Origin of the sequence: Ammonicoccus luteus, from assembly GCF_050880385.1 — a bacterium.
In the GTDB taxonomy this organism is placed as follows: domain Bacteria; phylum Actinomycetota; class Actinomycetes; order Propionibacteriales; family Propionibacteriaceae; genus Enemella.
This window is the reverse complement of the sequence record NZ_JBNZCI010000003.1, coordinates 252161-269081: the sequence shown is the minus strand read 5'-3', so window position 1 is coordinate 269081 and position 16921 is coordinate 252161. Positions and strand designations below refer to the sequence as shown.

Sequence of the window (16921 nt, the reverse complement as noted above, 5' to 3'; positions counted from 1 at the left end):
GGCTGGCGTCAGGGCGTAGGATGGCGTGGTGACTGTTTCTCCTGAAGGCCGCAAGCTGCTTCGCGTGGAGGTCCGCAACGCCGCGACCCCGATCGAGAAGAAGCCCTCCTGGATCAAGACGACCGCCAAGATGGGCCCCGACTATCGGGACCTCAAGCGCCTCGTCAACGACGAGGACCTGCACACGGTGTGCCAGGAAGCCGGCTGTCCCAACATCTTCGAGTGCTGGGAAGACCGCGAGGCGACGTTCCTCATCGGTGGCGACTCCTGCACGCGTCGTTGTGATTTCTGCCAGATCGAGTCGAAGAAGCCCACCGAATATGACACCGCCGAGCCTCTGCGGGTGGCGGAGTCGGTGCAGAAGATGGGGTTGAAGTACGCGACAATCACGGGTGTCTGCCGCGACGACCTCCCCGACGAGGGCGCGTGGCTCTATTCGGAGACGATCCGCAAGGTTCATGAGCTCAACCCGGGCGTGGGCGTCGAGATGCTCGCCCCCGACTTCTCGGGGCGCAAGGAATTCCTCGACCAGGTCTTCGAGACCCGGCCGGAGGTCTTCGCACACAACGTCGAGACGGTCCCCCGCATCTTCAAGCGCATCCGTCCGGGGTTCCGTTATGACCGGTCTCTGCAGGTGCTGACCGACTCACGCGCCGCCGGCCTGGTCACCAAGACCAACCTGATCCTGGGCATGGGCGAGACCCGGGATGAGATCGAGACCGCGCTGCGGGAGTTGTTCGACGCCGGCGCGGAGATCATCACGATCACCCAATATCTGCGCCCCACCCCGCAGCACCACCCCATCGACCGCTGGGTGACGCCCCAGGAGTTCGACGAACTGGCGGCCCTCGCACGCGAGATCGGCTATCCGGGTGTGATGAGCGGCCCGCTGGTCAGGTCCAGCTATCGCGCCGGACGGCTCTATCGTGAAGCCATGGCCGCACGGGATGCCCTTCCTGTGGCCGCCACTGCAGGGTCCGAGTCCTCGGCTCGGGCCTGACGCACCACGACCGGACGACCGAGAAAGCAGTCATGGCTGAACAACTGACGCCGAAGCAGGCGTACGCCAAGGCGGTGGCCGAGCAGAAGGCCGCGAAGAAGGCGGCCAAGGAGGCCCGCAAGAACTCCCGGGATCCGAATCAGATGGGGCGGTTCCGTCAGATCTGGGAGTCGTACAAGCTCACAGCCGAATACGACAAATCGCTGACCCCGCTGACGGTTCTCTGCTTCGTCGTGCCGATCGCGATCGTCGTCGTGATCGGTCTGCTCACGAACGCCTCGTGGTTCACCTGGATCATGATGGTCCTCACCGCCATCATGGCGGGGCTGCTGCTGGCGATGCTCCTGCTGGTCCAGAAGACCAAGAAGGCGACCTATCAGCGCTATGCCGGCGAAGTGGGTTCGGCTGAGGTCGCGCTGCAGATGCTCGGCAAGAACTGGATTCACGATCCTGTCATCGCCGCCACCAAGCACAAGGACGTCGTCCACCGGGCCGTCGGCCCCGCGGGCATCGTGCTGGTGTCCGAGGGCGATCCCAACCGCGCCCGCCAGCTGCTGCTCACCGAGCAGCGCAAGCACGAGAAGTTCATCAACAACGTCGTGGTGCACTCGATCCAGATGGGCGACAAGGACGGACAGGTGCCGCTCCCGCAGTTGGAGAAGCACGTGCGCAAACTGCCGAAGACGCTCCAGCCGCATCAGGTGACCGATGTCCGCAACCGGCTGCGCGCCATCGATGCCGTGCGGCCGAAGGTCCCCGTGCCCAAGGGACCCATCCCGACGTCCATGAAGGGCATGCGCAAGGGGATGCGCGGACGGTGAGACCGAACGGGCGGAGGATGACCCTCCGCCCGTTGGCATGTCCCATGCGGGACGGTCCGGGCTCGCGGGCCCGGCCCGATCGCGGTCACGAGGCGAGCGCCACCTCCTCGCGGTTGTCGCGAGCGCCGGCCGCGATCAGCGCGGCATAACGCCCGCCCCGGGCCAGCAGCTGTTCGTGTGTCCCCTGCTCGACGATCGTGCCCTCGTGGAGCACGACGATCAGGTCGGCGTTGCGCACCGTGGACAGTCGGTGGGCGATCGTGACCACGGTCCGGTCCCGGCCGACGCGGTCCAGCGCCGCCTGCACCAGTGCCTCGGTGCGGGTGTCGAGGGCGCTGGTGGCCTCGTCGAGAATCAGCACCTTGGGATCGCGCAACAGCGTTCGGGCGAGCGCGAGCCGCTGCTGTTCACCGCCGGAGAAGCGGTGGCCGCGGGCGCCGACCATGGTGTCGTAGCCCTCTGGCAGCGAACGGATCAACTCATGGACCTGGGCATCCCGGGCCGCCTGCTCGATCTCCTCGTCGGTCGCGTCCGGCTTGGCGAACCGGAGGTTGTCCCGCACGCTCGCGTGCAGCAGATAGGTCTCCTGGGACACCACGCCCACGATCGCAGCCCGTTCGGCGGCCGGCAGCCGGCGCAGGTCCACGTCGTCGAGGGTGACCCGACCCAGTGTCGGATCATCGAGCCGAGCGAGCAGCGCGGCGAGGGTCGACTTGCCCGACCCGGTCGAACCAACCAGCGCCACCGTTGCGCCCGCAGGAATCGTGAGATCGATCCCGGTCAGGGCGTTGCGATCGGAGTCGTGGTGTCGATAGGTCACGTTCTCCAGGCGAAGTGCCCCGTGCGCGGTGGCCGGGTCGAGGTGCGACGCGGTGCCGGGCTCGGGCTCGGCGACGTCGACGGGAAGATCGAGATATTCAAAGATCCGGCTGAACAGCGCCAGCGACGCGGTGACCTGCACACCGATGGAGAGCAGACCCATCACCGGCCGGAAGATCCCGGCCTGGAGAGCGACGAACGCCACCAGGGTGCCGATGGAAATGCCGGTTCCGGTGACCGGGAGGCCGGCGACGAGATAGAGCGCGGCGGGGACGATGGCGAACACGATGCCCATGGTGGCGGTCCGCCATCGTCCGGCGATCTGAGCCGCGACCTCGAGGTCCAGCAGGCCTGCGCTCGACGAGTGAAACCGTCGCGCGAGCTGCTCACCGGCACCGAGCGTCTTGCTCAGCCGAGCGCCGCTGACCGACAGTGACTCCTCGACCTGGCCGTGGAGCTCCGCCAGCGCCTTCTGCCGCTTGTCGGTCGCGTCCCGGCGCAGCCGGGCGACCGAGCGGGTGACGAGCACGGCCGGCGGGATGACCACGAGGGAGAGGAGCGCGAGCGTCGGGCTGAGAGCGAGCATCGCAACCAGCGTGCCGACGACGGTGGCGATGTTCCCGGCGAGCGAAGTGGCGGTCGTGGTGACCACGCTCTGCAGCCCGGAGACGTCATGCGTCAGCCGCGACTGCACCTCGCCCGAACGGGTGCGGGTGAAGAAGCTGATCGGCTGGCGCTGCAGATGGGTGAACAGGTCGGTGCGGAGCCGATGCATGATCCGCTGGCCGACGGTGGTGCTGATCCACGTCTGGAGGACGCCGAGCACGCCGGCAACGATGGCGACACCCACCATGAGCCCGACCAGCGTGAGCAGCAGACGCACGTTCTGCTGCGGGATCGCGACGTCCACGAGTTCCTTCGTGAGGAAGGGCGTGGCCAGGCCGAGGACCGAGCTGCTCACAATGAGCAGCAGCACGAGGGCGATCGTCCAGCGATGTGGGGTGAAGAGGGACAGGATGCGGCGCGCGCTCACCGGGTGGGCCGCGAGCTGGGCGCGGTCGCGGGGGTCCGGGCGGGCACCGGCCCCGGGGCCACGGTTTCCGCCGCGGCCACCGCCGTCGCCCAGCCCGTGTCCGGACGCAAGAGTCGAGAAGTCACTCATGTGCTTCTCCTTTCAGGTCTGTGGTCGAGGCGCACACCCGAGTGACGTGCACTGGGGCACCTCGAAGGGATCTCGGAACCGTGGAGTTCCGCGCCGGTCATCGATGCCGGCCTGAGGATGTCCATCTGTCACAACATGCAGAGGCTACCTCTTTATTCCCCCGCCTCGCTAAACTGAGGCCATGCCCACTGAAAACGCCCCCGACCCGGTCCGTCCCGATCGTGACCATGCGCGGCCTGACCACGAGCTCTCCGAGGTGGATCTGCTCATGCGTCTGGCACGGCGTTGGCGCCACCTCGGCGCCGAAGAGGCGGGGAACCACGGCCTCGCCCCGCACCAGCAGCGCGCCCTGTTGGCGCTGGCGCGCACGGCACGGCGAGCGGGTGGTGGGGTGCGCGTGTCCGGGTTGGCCCACCAACTCGGCATCGCCCCACGGTCGGCGACAGAGGTGGCGGATGCTCTTGAAGCTGTTGGGTTGATCGCCCGCGCCCCGGATCCCAGCGACCGGCGTGCGGTCCTCCTGCAACTGACACCGACGGGCAAGGAGGTGGTCGCTGAGGTTCGGGACCGGCGCCGAGCAGCAGGCGAGGCGGCGGTGGCGTCGCTGTCCCCCAGCGACCGCGCCGAACTCCGCCGTCTGCTCACGACCCTGTTGTCGGAATCCTCGGACTAGACTCCCTGAATTGTGTCCACTCCCGCGCCCAACCTGATCAACGCCGAACGGCTCACCAAGACCTACGGCACCCGGACGCTCATCGACGAACAGACCCTCGGCCTCGGCCGCGGCGACGTCATCGGCGTCGTCGGGCGCAACGGCGACGGCAAGTCGACGCTCCTCGGCCTGCTGACCGGCCGGGTCGAACCGGATTCCGGCCGGATCACGCACACCGGTGCGGTGTCGATCGGCACGCTCGAGCAGGCGGACGAGTTCCCGCCCACCGCCACGGTCCGCGACGTGATCGTCGGCGGCGAACCCGACCACGTCTGGGCCTCCGATTCCGAGAAGCGGGCAGTTGTCGAGCACCTGCTGGCGGACATCGACCTCGACGCCGAGCTCGGCCGGCTGTCCGGTGGAGAGCGCCGCCGCACCGCGTTGGTCGCGCTGATGCTGGGCGAACACGACCTGCTGGTGCTCGACGAGCCGACCAACCATCTCGATGTCGAGGCGGTGGCCTGGCTCGCGGAGCACCTCAACGCTCTGCAGGAACGCAGCATCGCCATGCTCGTGGTGTCCCACGACCGCTGGTTCCTCGATGCGATCTGCACCCGCGCCTGGGAGGTGCACAGCGGGGTGGTGGATGCCTATGACGGCGGCTATGCGGCGTACGTCCTTGCTCGCGCCGAACGCGCCCGCCAGGCGGCTGCCAACGAGGCCCGCCGCCAGAACCTCGTCCGCAAGGAGCTCGCGTGGCTGCGCCGGGGCGCCCCCGCACGGACCTCCAAACCGAAGTTCCGCATCGAGGCCGCCAACCGCCTCATCGAGAACGAGCCGCCCCCGCGTGACCGGCTGGCCCTCCAGCAATTCTCGGTGACCCGGCTGGGCAAGGATGTGTTCGACCTGAAGGACGTGTCGTTCGCGCTCCCCGACGACCGCGTCCTGTTCGATCGACTGACCTGGTCGATCGGCCCGGGCGACCGCATCGGGCTGGTCGGTGTCAACGGGGCCGGCAAGACGACCCTGCTCCGCCTCCTCGCCCACGAGCTCGCCCCCGACAGCGGCACTGTCAAGCAGGGCAAGACCCTCCGCCTGGGGCATCTCTCCCAGGCCGTGACCGAGTTGGATGACGACGAACGGGTGCTCGAGTCGGTGAACCGGCTCAAGCAGGAGACCAAGCTCGCGACCGGTCGGGACGCGACCGCTGGGCAGCTGCTGGAGGAGTTCGGGTTCACGGGCGACAAGCTCGTGACGCGCATCGGCGAGTTGTCCGGTGGCGAGCGGCGCCGTCTCCAGGTCCTGCGGCTGCTGATGGAGGAGCCCAACGTCCTGCTGCTCGACGAGCCGACCAACGATCTCGATATCGACACGCTGACGGTGATCGAGGACTACCTCGACCGCTGGCCGGGGACGCTGATCGTGGTGTCGCACGATCGGTACTTCCTGGAACGGGTGTGCGACGTGACGTACGCGCTCATGGGCGACGGGCGCTGCGTCCTGCTGCCGGGTGGCGTGGAGCAATACCTCGAGCACCGCCGGACCCGCGTACCCACCGCTCCCCCGGCCCCGGCGACACCCGCTGCCGCGGCAGGGTCCGATGGCCCGAGTCCGGCGGCCGTACGCCAGGCCCGCAAGGACATGGCCCGCATCGAGTCGCAACTGGCCAAACTCAGGCAACGCGTCGACCGCATCCACGCCGATATGGCGGCAGCGGCGACCGACTATCAGCGGCTCGCGGAACTGCAGCAGACCGAATCGGATCTGGTCGATCAGACCGAGGAGCTCGAGCTGGCCTGGCTGGAGGCGGCGGAACTGGTCGAGGGCTGAGGCAGCCCGCAGTACCTCAGCGGCGGTTGACCACGACCGTGCCCAGGGCCAGGTCGTGGAGGCCGCGCCGGTGGACACCGATCACGAGCGCCGGGATCACGAGGCAAACCATGAACTGACGCGCGACCGCACGGACAACCCCGATGTGCTTCCCGTCAAGGCGGATGATGCCGATCCGGGTGAGCAGCTTGCCGAACGAGCCCCCGGCGACAGCGGTCAGGATGCTGGTCTGGATGAAGAAGACGCCGAGGATCGTGAAGGCCCGCCAGTCCTGGCCGCGAATGACGTGTTCAACCCCGAAAATGGCCGACGCGATGACCATGGAGATCGCCCAGTCGAGCACCAGCGCGGTGATGCGCGAGGTCCACGACGCCAACGAGCCCCGTCCGGTCTCGGGCAGGCCCAAACCCTGACCGGGCCATTCTTCGGTGCGATTCGCTGTCTCAGCCACGCCTTCGAGCGTAACCGAGCACACGCCGGGGCCCCTCCCACGACCACGGGAGACGCCTCATAGGCTGCTGTTACACGCCCGAAACACAGGCGAAAAAGTCCGGAAATGACAGCCGCCTAAGGTCGAGCACGTCAACAACACGAGTCAGTGACGATCCAGCGCCACGGACCAACCAGTGGAGGAAACATGTTCCAAGGTCCCGAGGACCTTCAGAAATACCTGAAGGACGAGAACGTCGAGATGGTCGACATCCGGTTCTGCGACCTGCCCGGCGTGATGCAGCACTTCACCATCCCCGCGCACGCGTGCGACGACTCGGTGTTCGAGGACGGCCTGTCCTTCGATGGTTCCTCGGTGCGAGGGTTCCAGAAGATCCACGAGTCGGACATGAGCCTGCTGCCGGACCCGACGACGGCGTACATCGATCCTTTCCGCAAGGCCAAGACCCTCTGCGTCAACTTCTTCGTGCACGACCCGCTCACCAAGGAGCCCTACAGCCGCGATCCGCGCAACATCGCGCGCAAGGCCGAGGCCTATCTGCAGTCGACGGGCGTGGGCGACACGGCGTACTTCGCGCCCGAGGCCGAGTTCTACGTCTTCGACGACGTGCGGTTCGAGACCCGACAGAACGCCGGTTACTACCACATCGACTCCGAGGCGGGTGCCTGGAACACCGGCCGCGAGGAGGAGGGCGGCAACCGGGGTTACAAGGTGAAATACAAGGGCGGCTATTTCCCCGTCGCCCCCACCGACCACTTCGGTGACCTGCGCGACGAGATCGTGCTGCACATGGAGGACTTGGGGCTGCAGGTCGAGCGGGCGCACCACGAGGTCGGCACCGCCGGTCAGGCGGAGATCAACTGGCGCTTCGACACGCTGCTGAAGTCGGCGGACGATGTGATGAAGTTCAAGTACATCGTCAAGAACACCGCGTGGGTCAACGGCAAGACCGCGACCTTCATGCCCAAGCCGATCTTCGGTGACAACGGCTCCGGCATGCACGTGCACTCATCGATCTGGGAGAACGGTCAGCCGCTGTTCTATGACGAGGCCGGCTATGGCGGACTGTCGGACATGGCGCGGTGGTATATCGGCGGGTTGCTGCGTCACGCCCCCTCGCTGCTGGCGTTCACCAACCCGACCGTGAACTCCTACCACCGCCTGGTGCCGGGCTTCGAGGCTCCGGTGAACCTCGTCTACAGCTCCCGAAACCGGTCCGCCTGCATCCGGATCCCGATCACCGGCGCCAATCCGAAGGCCAAGCGCGTCGAGTTCCGCTGCCCGGACCCGTCGTCGAACCCCTATCTGGCGTTCTCCGCGATGCTCCTCGCCGGCCTGGACGGGATCGAGAACCGCATCGAGCCGCCGGAGCCGATCGACAAGGACCTCTATGAGCTGCCGCCGGATGAATACGAGGACATCGCCACCGTGCCGCCGACCCTCGACAAGGTGCTCGACGAACTCGAGGCGAACCACGAGTTCCTTCTCGCCGGCGACGTGTTCACCGAGGACCTGATCGAGACCTGGATCGACATCAAGCGTGAGGACATCCAGGCCATCCGCCTGCGGCCGCATCCGCACGAGTTCGAGATGTATTACGACATCTGATCCATCAGCCGCCCTTCGGGGCTGACGGGAGAGGTCCGGGAAGGCCAAGGCCGACCCGGGCCTCGCTCTATTCCGAGCCCGACACGTAGGACACGAACGCCTTCGTGTGCGTGCGCAGAACCGTGCGCGCCAGGAGCTCGTCCTGCTGGGCGATCTTGAGCAGGAGATGAATCGGCCCCCAGAACGAGAGGGCGAGATGCTCAGCCTCCTCGGTCGACACGCCGAACATCTGGATGAAAAGGGTTGCCTGATATTGCAGCGGCTCCAGCACGAACCGGCGGCGGTGCATCTCAGCAGCCTTCGGGTCGCGGAATTGTTCGAGACTTACCAACCGGCACAGCGCGACGGCCGACGGGTCGTGCAGATAGAAGTTGAACAACGTCTCGGTGACGTCGGCGAGGTGCTCGGCATCCAAGTCCTGGTACGCCGTCGCCGCACCCACTGGGTCGACAACATCGATCTCCAAACCCTGCGCCGCCACGTCGAAGCCGGCGGACAGCCGCTCCAGCGCCGCGTCCCACAGGGCCTGCTTGTCGTCGAAGTGGTCGTGGAAGGAATCCTCCGTGATCCCGGCCTCGGACGCGAGATCGCCGACGCTCGTGGCGTCGAAACCTTGAGCGGTGAACCTTTCCACCGCAGCGTCGAGCAGCGCATCGTGCGCATTCGTGGTCCGATTCATGATCCTCCTGTCCAACCAACAAGCGTTAGCTTAAACAGGATTTCTAGCTAACGGTGTCTCTGTGCCGATAACCCGGAACATTGCCAGGGGATGGCAGCGCGGCACCGGCGAATCAACCGCGGCGGCCCGCGCGTTCGGCGAAACGGTCGAGTGCGTCGATCACCTCGGGCGCGATCCAGGCCCGATTGCGTCGGCCACTCCCCACTCTGGTCAGGATTCCGGCGCTCTCCAGTTGGTCGACAGCACGCTGCGCAGCGGACAGCGCAACGCGCGTCTCGCGTTGCACCGAGTCGACCGTCACCGCCGGCTGGTTGAGCAGACGCGCCAACGCCCTCCTGGCGGCGGAGCCCCGGCGGGAGGGCAGTCGCGCCAGCCATGCGGCGTGGATCCCATCCAGGTCATCAACCAGGCGTCTTCCGTTCTCGATCCCGCGAAACGAAGCGTCGACCATCTGCCGGATGATGGGCTCGGGGTCTCCGGCGCGATAGTCGGTCAGGGCACGAAAGTACGCCGCCGTGTCCGCGAGCAGTCCCGCGGACACCGGCACCGTAAGGCGCCGCGTGACGTCCGCGTACCGCAACATCGCGTGCACCAGAATGCGTCCCACGCGTCCGTTGCCATCGTTGAACGGATGAATGGTCTCGAACTGCGCGTGTGCGATCGCGACCAGGGCCAAGACTGGAAGATCCACCCGACGCATGAAGCTGATCAGGTCGTCCATGCTGTCCGCAATGCGCTCGTGGTGCGGGGGGACGAACGACGCCGTGTGGGGGCTGATCGCACCGCTGCCGATCCACACCTGAGAGACCCGGAAGCGTCCAGGGGCCGCGTACGCATGGCCTTCCAGAAGCGCTTCGTGCGCCGCGAGAATCGACTCGATGCTGATGCGGTCGGCCAGAGCGACTGCTCGCTGCATCGCCACGGCATTCTGGGTCACGAGCTCTGCATTCGGCCCAGTTCCGTGGTCGATGGCCGCCAGCGCAAGCGCACGTGCGCCGACGGTGATCCCTTCGATCTCCGACGACGAGGCGGACTCGGTTCGCAGGAGCACTGATGACAACGGGGCGATTTCAGCGAAATCGTCGCCTTCCCGCAGGGACCGACGGGCCGCCATGGCGGTCACTTCGGCGTCGAATCGCGTGATCGCGCGGACCGCATCCTCGGCTTCGGCCTGAAGACCTTCGCCGATCCTGACGGGCAGCTTGGCGATGCGCACCGGGATCGACGCGCGATAGGGCCCTCGCGCAGCCAGCTGTTGCCGACGGGATGCCGCGCGGTCTGGGCTGCGGTCCCACTCTCGTTCTTCCCAATCCACCGCGAAGCCCGGCCTCGCTGATGCTTTTGGGTGGTCCATCCACTGATCTTACACCACTTTATTCATTAAAGTGGTGCATGGCCACCGTGAAGTCACGGTTAACGTCCCACGATGCTTCGCCGCCGATAACCGACAAGCCCGACAACGAGCAGCGCCACCCCGATCGCCAGCTCGATCGCGAACGGCGTCCAGTCCATGGCATCCCGCGGGATGACCGACAAGTGTCCCCACGGTTGGAACTTCACGACCCACTCCGGGAAGTTCAGCAGCGCCGCGAACCAGGACGTGAAGATCGACCAGCCGATCACGACCCACACGAGGGGGTACGCCCGGGGCAGCCATCCGATCAGCAACATCGCGAATCCCACGACTGCCACGAGCCCCGGGATCAGCCCGGCCGCTCCGCGGGCGAGGTCCCACACCTGGTCCCAGCCGTCGCCCGCCATCGAACGCGCGATGGGCAACCCCGCCCCCACGAGCACGAGCACGAGCATCGGCAGGCCGAGCGCCCAGACGAGGTGACTGCCCGCGAACCGCCACCTCGACACCGCGGTCGCCAGCATCGCCTCGGCGTGACCGCGGACTTCCTCACTCCGCAGGCGCCCGAGCATCGACACCGCCATGAACGCGACCACCGTGGTCAGGATCCCCAGTATCGCGACCAGGAAGGCGATCTTGATCTCGCCCGTGCCGCCCATGCGCCGGACGAGCTCCGCGATGTTGGCGTTGTCTGTGAAGGCCGAATCGATCTGCAGCACGATCGACCCGAACGCCACCGCGCTCACCAGCAGGCCCGCGGTCCAGCCGATCGCCGCCCCGCGCTGCAACCGGGCGGCGAGGCCGAAAGCGCCCGACAGCCCCGGGCCCGCGTACGCCCGCCCGAGGCTCTCGTGGCGCAGACCCGCACCGTGATCGCGCCGGGACTCCAGTGCGAACGCCAACCCGACCAGCAGCAGCGCCACGCCGAACGACAGACCGAACACCCACCACCGCTCGCCCGCGAACGGCCGGGCCAGCAGCGGCCACTCGAGCGGGATGGCCCAGCGCGCGGGCTCGAGCGCCGAGCCCGGGCCGGCCCCGTCGACCAGCGCGCGCAGCAGGAACATGCCGCCGACCCCGATGCCGGCGGTCCAGGCGCGGGCGGCCCGGGCGTTGTCGAAGACCTGGGCGAGCACCGCTCCGAGCGCGACGAAGAAGAACCCGTTGGCCGTCAGCGCCAGTCCCGCCGCCACCGATCCGGCCGGGCGCAGCCCGCCCGCGACGAGCAGACCCGCCGTGGCCGCGCCCATCAGGACACAGCCGGCCAGCGCCACCAGCACGGCCGCTGCCAGCGGCGCGTGCCGACCGACCGGACCGGAGCGGATCAGCTCCACCCGGCCCTCGTCCTCCTCGGCCCGCGTCGCGCGGATGATGCCGAAGGCGCCGATCAGCCCCGCCACCATCGAGGTGAAACCACCGGAGCGCCAGAAGACGAAGCCACCCTTGTCATAGAGATCGAACGCCGGCCCGAGAAGCGCCAGCATCGTGGGGTTGATCCGCAGCGGCTCGATCACGATGCGGGGATCGGTGCCGGGTGGGATGACGGTGTCGTACTGGCTCAACGTCGCCGGCATCATCAACGACAGACCGACCGCCCACAGCAGCCAGAACAGCCAGTTGCGCCGCAGCGTCAGGTGCAGCGCGGAGCCCAATCCAGCCAGCGTCGACATGGTTCAGGCCTTCTCGTAGTGGCTGAGGAACAGTTCCTCGAGCGTGGGCGGATTGGCCGTAACCGCCCCCACCCCGAGGTCGGCGAGGCGTCCGAGCACGCCCGGCATCGCCCCTTCCTCGACGTGCGCGCTCCAGTGTCCGCCCGCATAGGACGCGTCGTGGACACCCTCGACGTGGGTCAACCCGTGCGCCGCTTCCTCGTCGAGGACCGCGGTCACGCGCGTGCGGTGCAGGTGGCGGAGATCCGCCAGGGTCCCCGACTCCACCGCGCGACCGTCCTTGATGATCGTCACGCGATCGCACAGCGCTTCGACCTCGGAGAGGATGTGGCTGGAGAGCAGGACCGTGCGGCCGTCGCGCTGGCCCTCGCGGATGACGTCGGTGAACACCCGCTCCATCAGCGGATCGAGACCCGAGGTCGGCTCGTCGAGGAGCAACAGCTCCACGTCGCTCGCCAGGGCGGCAATCAGGGCGACCTTCTGCCGGTTGCCCTTCGAATAGGCCCGCCCCTTCTTGCGCGGATCCAGGTCGAACCGCTCGATCAGCGAGTCCCTCCGCGCCCGGTCGACCGTGCCGCGGGCCCGGCACAGCAGGTCGATCGCCTCACCGCCGGTGAGCGTCGGCCACAGGTTGACGTCGCCCGGGACATAGGCCAGCCGGCGGTGCAGTTCGGGTGCCTCACTCCAGGGGTCCCCACCCAGCAGCCGGATCGAACCGCTGTCGGCACGGAGGAGACCGAGCAGGACGCGGATGGTCGTGGATTTGCCCGAACCGTTCGGGCCGAGGAAACCGTGCACCTGACCGGTGTCGACGGTCATCGTGAGGCCGTCCAGCGCGCGCACGCGCCCGAAGGTCTTGACGAGGTCAGTGATCTCGATCGCTGGGTTGGTCATTTTCGTTCCTTGCCGGGTTCGTTGCAGTCATGGCGTTCAGGAAGGTGCGGTCACGGAAGAAGCCATCGGTGAACAGTTCGAGGGCGGCCTCGGCATAGCGGGGGAAGACCGCGGGTTCCATCAGCTCGTCACCGCCGAGGTGCCGGGCGATGTGACGGCCCAGAATGCTGGCCCCCATGGAATAGGCCACCAGCGTGGCCACGGCGGCCGCCCGGTCCCCCGGTTCGCGGACGAGCCCGGCGGCAATACCCTGGGCGTACATCTCCTCGGTGAACTCGCACAATCGGTCGAAGATCCGCGCAGCCGCCGGTCCGTCATGGCGGAGCACCTGGACGAGATAGCGCGTCATCGCCGCGGACTCCGGATCCGGGAGTGCGTCGCTCGGCTGCGGCATCACCCCTGTGCGGAACCAGCCCTTGTCTTCGTTTGCCCTGGCCAGGATCCAGTCGTCGACCGCCTGCCGGAGCCCGTCCTTGCTGCCGAAATGGTGGATCACCAAGCCTGCGGACACGTCCGCCCGCGCGGCGATCTGCCGGACCGTGGTTCTGTCGACCCCGTGTTCCCCGAAGAGCTCGAGCGCAGCGCGTCTGATCCGCGCCGCGGATCGCAGGTCATCGCTTGCTGAACCCATGTTCAATAGTCTGAACCGACGTTCAATCGTGGTCAAGCGCAAGCCGTTGAGGCACGGCAGACAAAGAGGGCCCGTCCGTGCGGACGGGCCCCTGGTGCGATGACCAGCGCGTTCAGCCGAGCAGGTCGCGCGCAGCCTTCGTGTAGTAGCTGCTCACCTCGAGCATGAACTGCGCCTGAGCACGCGCCATCGTGTTGACCCATTGGATCTGGGTGGCCTCGGCGAGCGACAGCTGGAATTCGAGCATCGTGCGAAGGGTGTCCTCATAGGTGTCGAGGACCCGATGGCCGGAGGCGGACGCCGACTCGATCATCTCCTCGTTGATCTGACGGATGCGCTCGATGGTGTGGTCGAGGCCGGCCACCATCTCCTCGGTCAGATGCTCCGCCGCATTCAGGGTGGATTCAACAGAACGGTTGGTCTCGTCGGCCATGACAAACTCCTTGTGCAGCAGCGCACGGAGCAACAGCCCTGTGCGCCGAATGAACATCTCGATGCTAGTCCTCCAGGTGTGCTGACGCACGCGTCCGCGTCACGACCCCGGAGCGATCACGACGACCCTAACCAGCCGATCAACGCCGACGAAACCCGCCCTCCCGGCTCCGGTCGACACGTGATCAGTCCGTGACCCGGAGTGTGCCCGCGGCTCCTCGTTCGGCAAGCGCCATCTGATGGTTGACCAGCGAATAGTGCCCGGCCTCCGGCATCTCCAATTCGACGAAGCCGCCCTGGCTCGCGAACAGCCCAAGGGTCTGGCTCCCGCCGGGCCCGGTGTCGACACAGTCTCCGGTGACCGCCCCCGGCGGCTCCCCGCAGCGGAGGTCCCAGCCGCCTTCACGCCAGACCGAGTCGAATTGCCCGCCCACGACGTGGAAGGCCAACGACTCGTTGGGGCCGGCGTTGAGCAACCAGATCCGCACCCGTTCCCCCGTCCGCGCTTCCAGGGGATCTCGCGCGTACTGCCCCGGGTATCCGTTGAACACGACGGCATCCGGCGCGCGGGCCGCGATCTTCTCCGGGCTGCCGGCAGCTTCCTGCGGCCCCCAGTACTGCTCGCTCTGCACCAGGATGAACTCCCGGTCCACCCGAGGCAGATCAGGCGGATCGATGATGACCGCGCCGAACATTCCGTTGGCGATGTGGAGCGACATGGGATGGGCTGAACAGTGATACATCCAGATGCCTGCGCGGGTGGCGGTGAACCGATAGGTCAGCCGCTCCCCCGGCGCGATCACACGCATCGGACGGTCGGGGGCAAGCGCACCCGCGTGAAAGTCGATGCCATGTCCAATCGTGCCGTCGTTGACGAACGTGATCTCGAAGACGTCGCCAACCTTCCCCCTCAGCGTGGTTCCGGGCGCAGTTCCGTTGAAGGTCCACAGCGACTGGCGCACTCCGGGCGCGACCTCGGTCACCTTTTCCTGCACGGTGAACGTGTGCCGATGCACAGTTCCCGACGGAGTGGGCGCAAGGACGGGACTGCGGGGCCGGTGGTCCGGTCCCGGTTCCGCCTGTGGATCGGCCTGGGCATCAGGCGCACCGGCGGGCGCGGCATGGCCCGTGTGAGCCGCTTCGTGGCCGATGACGTTGATGACCATGGTCATGCCCATCTGCCGGTGCCCGGCGATCGAACACCAGCCGTCGAGGGCCGCACCGATGATGCCCACGTCGACCGTTGCGCTTGCACCGGGTGCGAGCCGTCCGCTGTTGACGCCGTTGGCGAAGACGAGGTCGTGGACCTGGCCCGGATCGGTATTGGTGAGCTCAATAACAAGCCGATCACCTGCCGGCACGTCGATCTCCGCCGGCACGAATCTCATCCCTATGGCCTCGACCTGCACGGTGATTGTGTTCCCCGTCGCGGCCACCGGCGTCGTCCCCGCCTGCGCCGGCACTGCCGGATCAGCACCCGCCGGAGCGACATAGCGACCCACCACCGCCACTGGATCGACCATGGCGGCGGCGACGATCAGCAGTGCCACGGCGCCCACCACTGCGGCCGCCTGCCCGCTGCGGCGGCGCCGTTCGGTGGCGGCGTCGGCCTCGTCGTCCTTGCCAGGAAGTCGGGTGAGCGTCGCGGGTCGCGTTGCGGAGCGGACGGCGCGAAGACCGATCACCACCGTGGCGATGAGGACGCCGACGGTCCACACCAGGCCCGCGACGACAGCGAGACTCAGGGTGACCTTGACCAGACTTGGCACGGGAAAGAGATAGAGCAGCGCGCTCAGGTTGACCAGTCCCAGCCGAGGGACTGCTCCCCGCTCCGCCACCGCGACCGATCGGCGCACGACGGATGGTCCGCCACCCACGATGACCGGCAGGAGATAGGTCAGGGCACCCACCAGTATCTGCGCGATGAAGCCGACCGCGAACGGGCCCACGAGTCCCCGCACTCCGGCAACCCCGCCAACGAGGTCGGGGGCCATGGCCAGGTGGAGCGCGGCGGCACCGAGGCAACCGATCCACCACAGTGAGCCAGCCAGGATCGACCACGGCGCGAAGGAGTTCGGGCGCTTGATCAGGGCGACGCGGACCAGCGGCCCGGCGATCAGCGCGAGACCCAGGATGTACGCCAACACCCCCAGCACCGCCAGCCACCGAAGTCCCGCCAGACCACCGACCACCACCAGGGCGACCGCGACGACGAGCACCCACCAACCGCGGCGGCCGCTCGGCACTGCCCCTTCGTATGCCCGGGTGCGCAGGATGGTGGGCCACAGCGTGATGAGGGTCCCCGCGATCGTGAGCCCGACCCAGCCGAGGATGTTGGCGCCCAGATGGGCGAGCAACAGCCGGGAGTGCTCGAGCGTCGCATCGGCCAGCCGAACGCCGAGCCAGGCTCCGACCGGCAGGGCCAGCGCAGCAGCAACATAGAAACGGACCGCGATCACGAATTGACCGGCCAGGCCGACCCGCAGCTGCTGAAGAAGCCCGGCCGCGTGGATCACGGCGGCGGCACCGAAGAGCGTCGCGCCGGCGAACAACACCCACGGCGTCCCTTCGCCGGCCCGCGCCGGATGCATCAGCAGCCCGGCAACGACACCGATTCCGCCGATGTTGAGTGCTCCCAGGACGATCCGGTCGCGCCAGGCGTGACCGCCCGGCACGCGCAGAACGGCATCGGCGAAATAGGTCGACCAGACCACGATCGCGTTCGAGACCGCGCCCAGGAGCAGGAGATGCACCATGAGCCAGTTCGCTTCGGGCAAGAACGGATGGGCGACGACCAGGACGATGTCGGCAACGATCCACGCCAGCATGGGCAGGGAGCGCAGCAGCATCGTCCGCCGTCGCCCGGTGGGTTTGCGGGCTGCGGCCCGGGGAGGCATGGAGACAGCAAGGTTCATGGG

The 16921-nt window shown here is 67.6% G+C and carries 14 protein-coding genes; 5 read left to right on the top strand and 9 right to left on the bottom strand.

Going from position 1 to position 16921, the window contains the following annotated elements:
* Window positions 1-28 precede the first annotated feature (28 nt).
* Complete coding sequence (gene lipA / locus ACQ260_RS09055) at window positions 29-1000, top strand: lipoyl synthase (protein WP_432559101.1); 972 nt, start codon at window positions 29-31, stop codon at window positions 998-1000.
* Between the two features lie 32 nt (window positions 1001-1032).
* Complete coding sequence (locus ACQ260_RS09050; protein WP_432559100.1) at window positions 1033-1821, top strand: DUF4191 domain-containing protein; 789 nt, start codon at window positions 1033-1035, stop codon at window positions 1819-1821.
* A gap of 85 nt (window positions 1822-1906) precedes the next feature.
* Here the strand turns inward: ACQ260_RS09050 and ACQ260_RS09045 are convergent, their stop codons facing one another.
* Window positions 1907-3802 carry an ABC transporter ATP-binding protein gene (locus ACQ260_RS09045; protein ID WP_432559099.1) on the bottom strand — a complete coding sequence of 632 codons (1896 nt, stop codon included), beginning with the start codon at window positions 3800-3802 and terminating at the stop codon, window positions 1907-1909.
* A gap of 181 nt (window positions 3803-3983) precedes the next feature.
* On the opposite strand from ACQ260_RS09045, the gene ACQ260_RS09040 reads away from it, so the two are divergent.
* Window positions 3984-4475 carry a MarR family winged helix-turn-helix transcriptional regulator gene (locus tag ACQ260_RS09040; RefSeq protein WP_432559098.1) on the top strand — a complete coding sequence of 164 codons (492 nt, stop codon included), beginning with the start codon at window positions 3984-3986 and terminating at the stop codon, window positions 4473-4475.
* 12 nt (window positions 4476-4487) lie between these two features.
* A complete protein-coding gene (locus ACQ260_RS09035) occupies window positions 4488-6284 on the top strand; it encodes an ABC-F family ATP-binding cassette domain-containing protein (RefSeq protein ID WP_432559097.1) in 1797 nt (598 codons plus the stop codon).
* Between the two features lie 16 nt (window positions 6285-6300).
* Here ACQ260_RS09035 and ACQ260_RS09030 read toward each other — a convergent pair whose 3' ends face one another.
* Window positions 6301-6735, bottom strand: coding sequence for an RDD family protein (locus tag ACQ260_RS09030; protein WP_432559096.1), 435 nt, complete (start codon window positions 6733-6735; stop codon window positions 6301-6303).
* Window positions 6736-6921: 186 nt separating this feature from the next.
* Between ACQ260_RS09030 and glnA the strand changes: the two genes are divergently transcribed.
* Window positions 6922-8343 (top strand): type I glutamate--ammonia ligase, encoded by a 1422-nt coding sequence (gene glnA / locus ACQ260_RS09025; protein ID WP_432559095.1) that lies wholly within the window; start codon window positions 6922-6924, stop codon window positions 8341-8343.
* Window positions 8344-8410: 67 nt separating this feature from the next.
* On the opposite strand, the gene ACQ260_RS09020 is transcribed toward glnA, so the two are convergent.
* The 7 genes from ACQ260_RS09020 to ACQ260_RS08990 form a co-directional block, all read right to left on the bottom strand.
* A complete protein-coding gene (locus tag ACQ260_RS09020; protein WP_432559094.1) occupies window positions 8411-9022 on the bottom strand; it encodes a TetR/AcrR family transcriptional regulator in 612 nt (203 codons plus the stop codon).
* 112 nt (window positions 9023-9134) lie between these two features.
* Window positions 9135-10376: a Fic family protein gene (locus ACQ260_RS09015; protein ID WP_432559093.1), complete on the bottom strand. Its 1242-nt coding sequence runs from the start codon at window positions 10374-10376 to the stop codon at window positions 9135-9137.
* Between the two features lie 59 nt (window positions 10377-10435).
* Window positions 10436-12046: an ABC transporter permease gene (locus tag ACQ260_RS09010; RefSeq protein WP_432559092.1), complete on the bottom strand. Its 1611-nt coding sequence runs from the start codon at window positions 12044-12046 to the stop codon at window positions 10436-10438.
* Between the two features lie 3 nt (window positions 12047-12049).
* Window positions 12050-12940, bottom strand: coding sequence for an ABC transporter ATP-binding protein (locus tag ACQ260_RS09005; protein ID WP_432559091.1), 891 nt, complete (start codon window positions 12938-12940; stop codon window positions 12050-12052).
* Window positions 12912-13571: a TetR family transcriptional regulator gene (locus ACQ260_RS09000; RefSeq protein WP_432559090.1), complete on the bottom strand. Its 660-nt coding sequence runs from the start codon at window positions 13569-13571 to the stop codon at window positions 12912-12914. The genes ACQ260_RS09005 and ACQ260_RS09000 overlap by 29 nt, the downstream gene beginning before the upstream one ends.
* Before the next feature lie 112 nt (window positions 13572-13683).
* The gene (locus ACQ260_RS08995; protein ID WP_432559089.1) at window positions 13684-14004 is read right to left on the bottom strand and encodes a hypothetical protein; all 321 of its coding nucleotides are present in this window, start codon (window positions 14002-14004) and stop codon (window positions 13684-13686) included.
* Window positions 14005-14188: 184 nt separating this feature from the next.
* On the bottom strand, window positions 14189-16918 hold the full coding sequence (locus ACQ260_RS08990; RefSeq protein WP_432559088.1) for a multicopper oxidase domain-containing protein: 2730 nt from the start codon (window positions 16916-16918) through the stop codon (window positions 14189-14191).
* Between the last annotated feature and the right edge of the window lie 3 nt (window positions 16919-16921).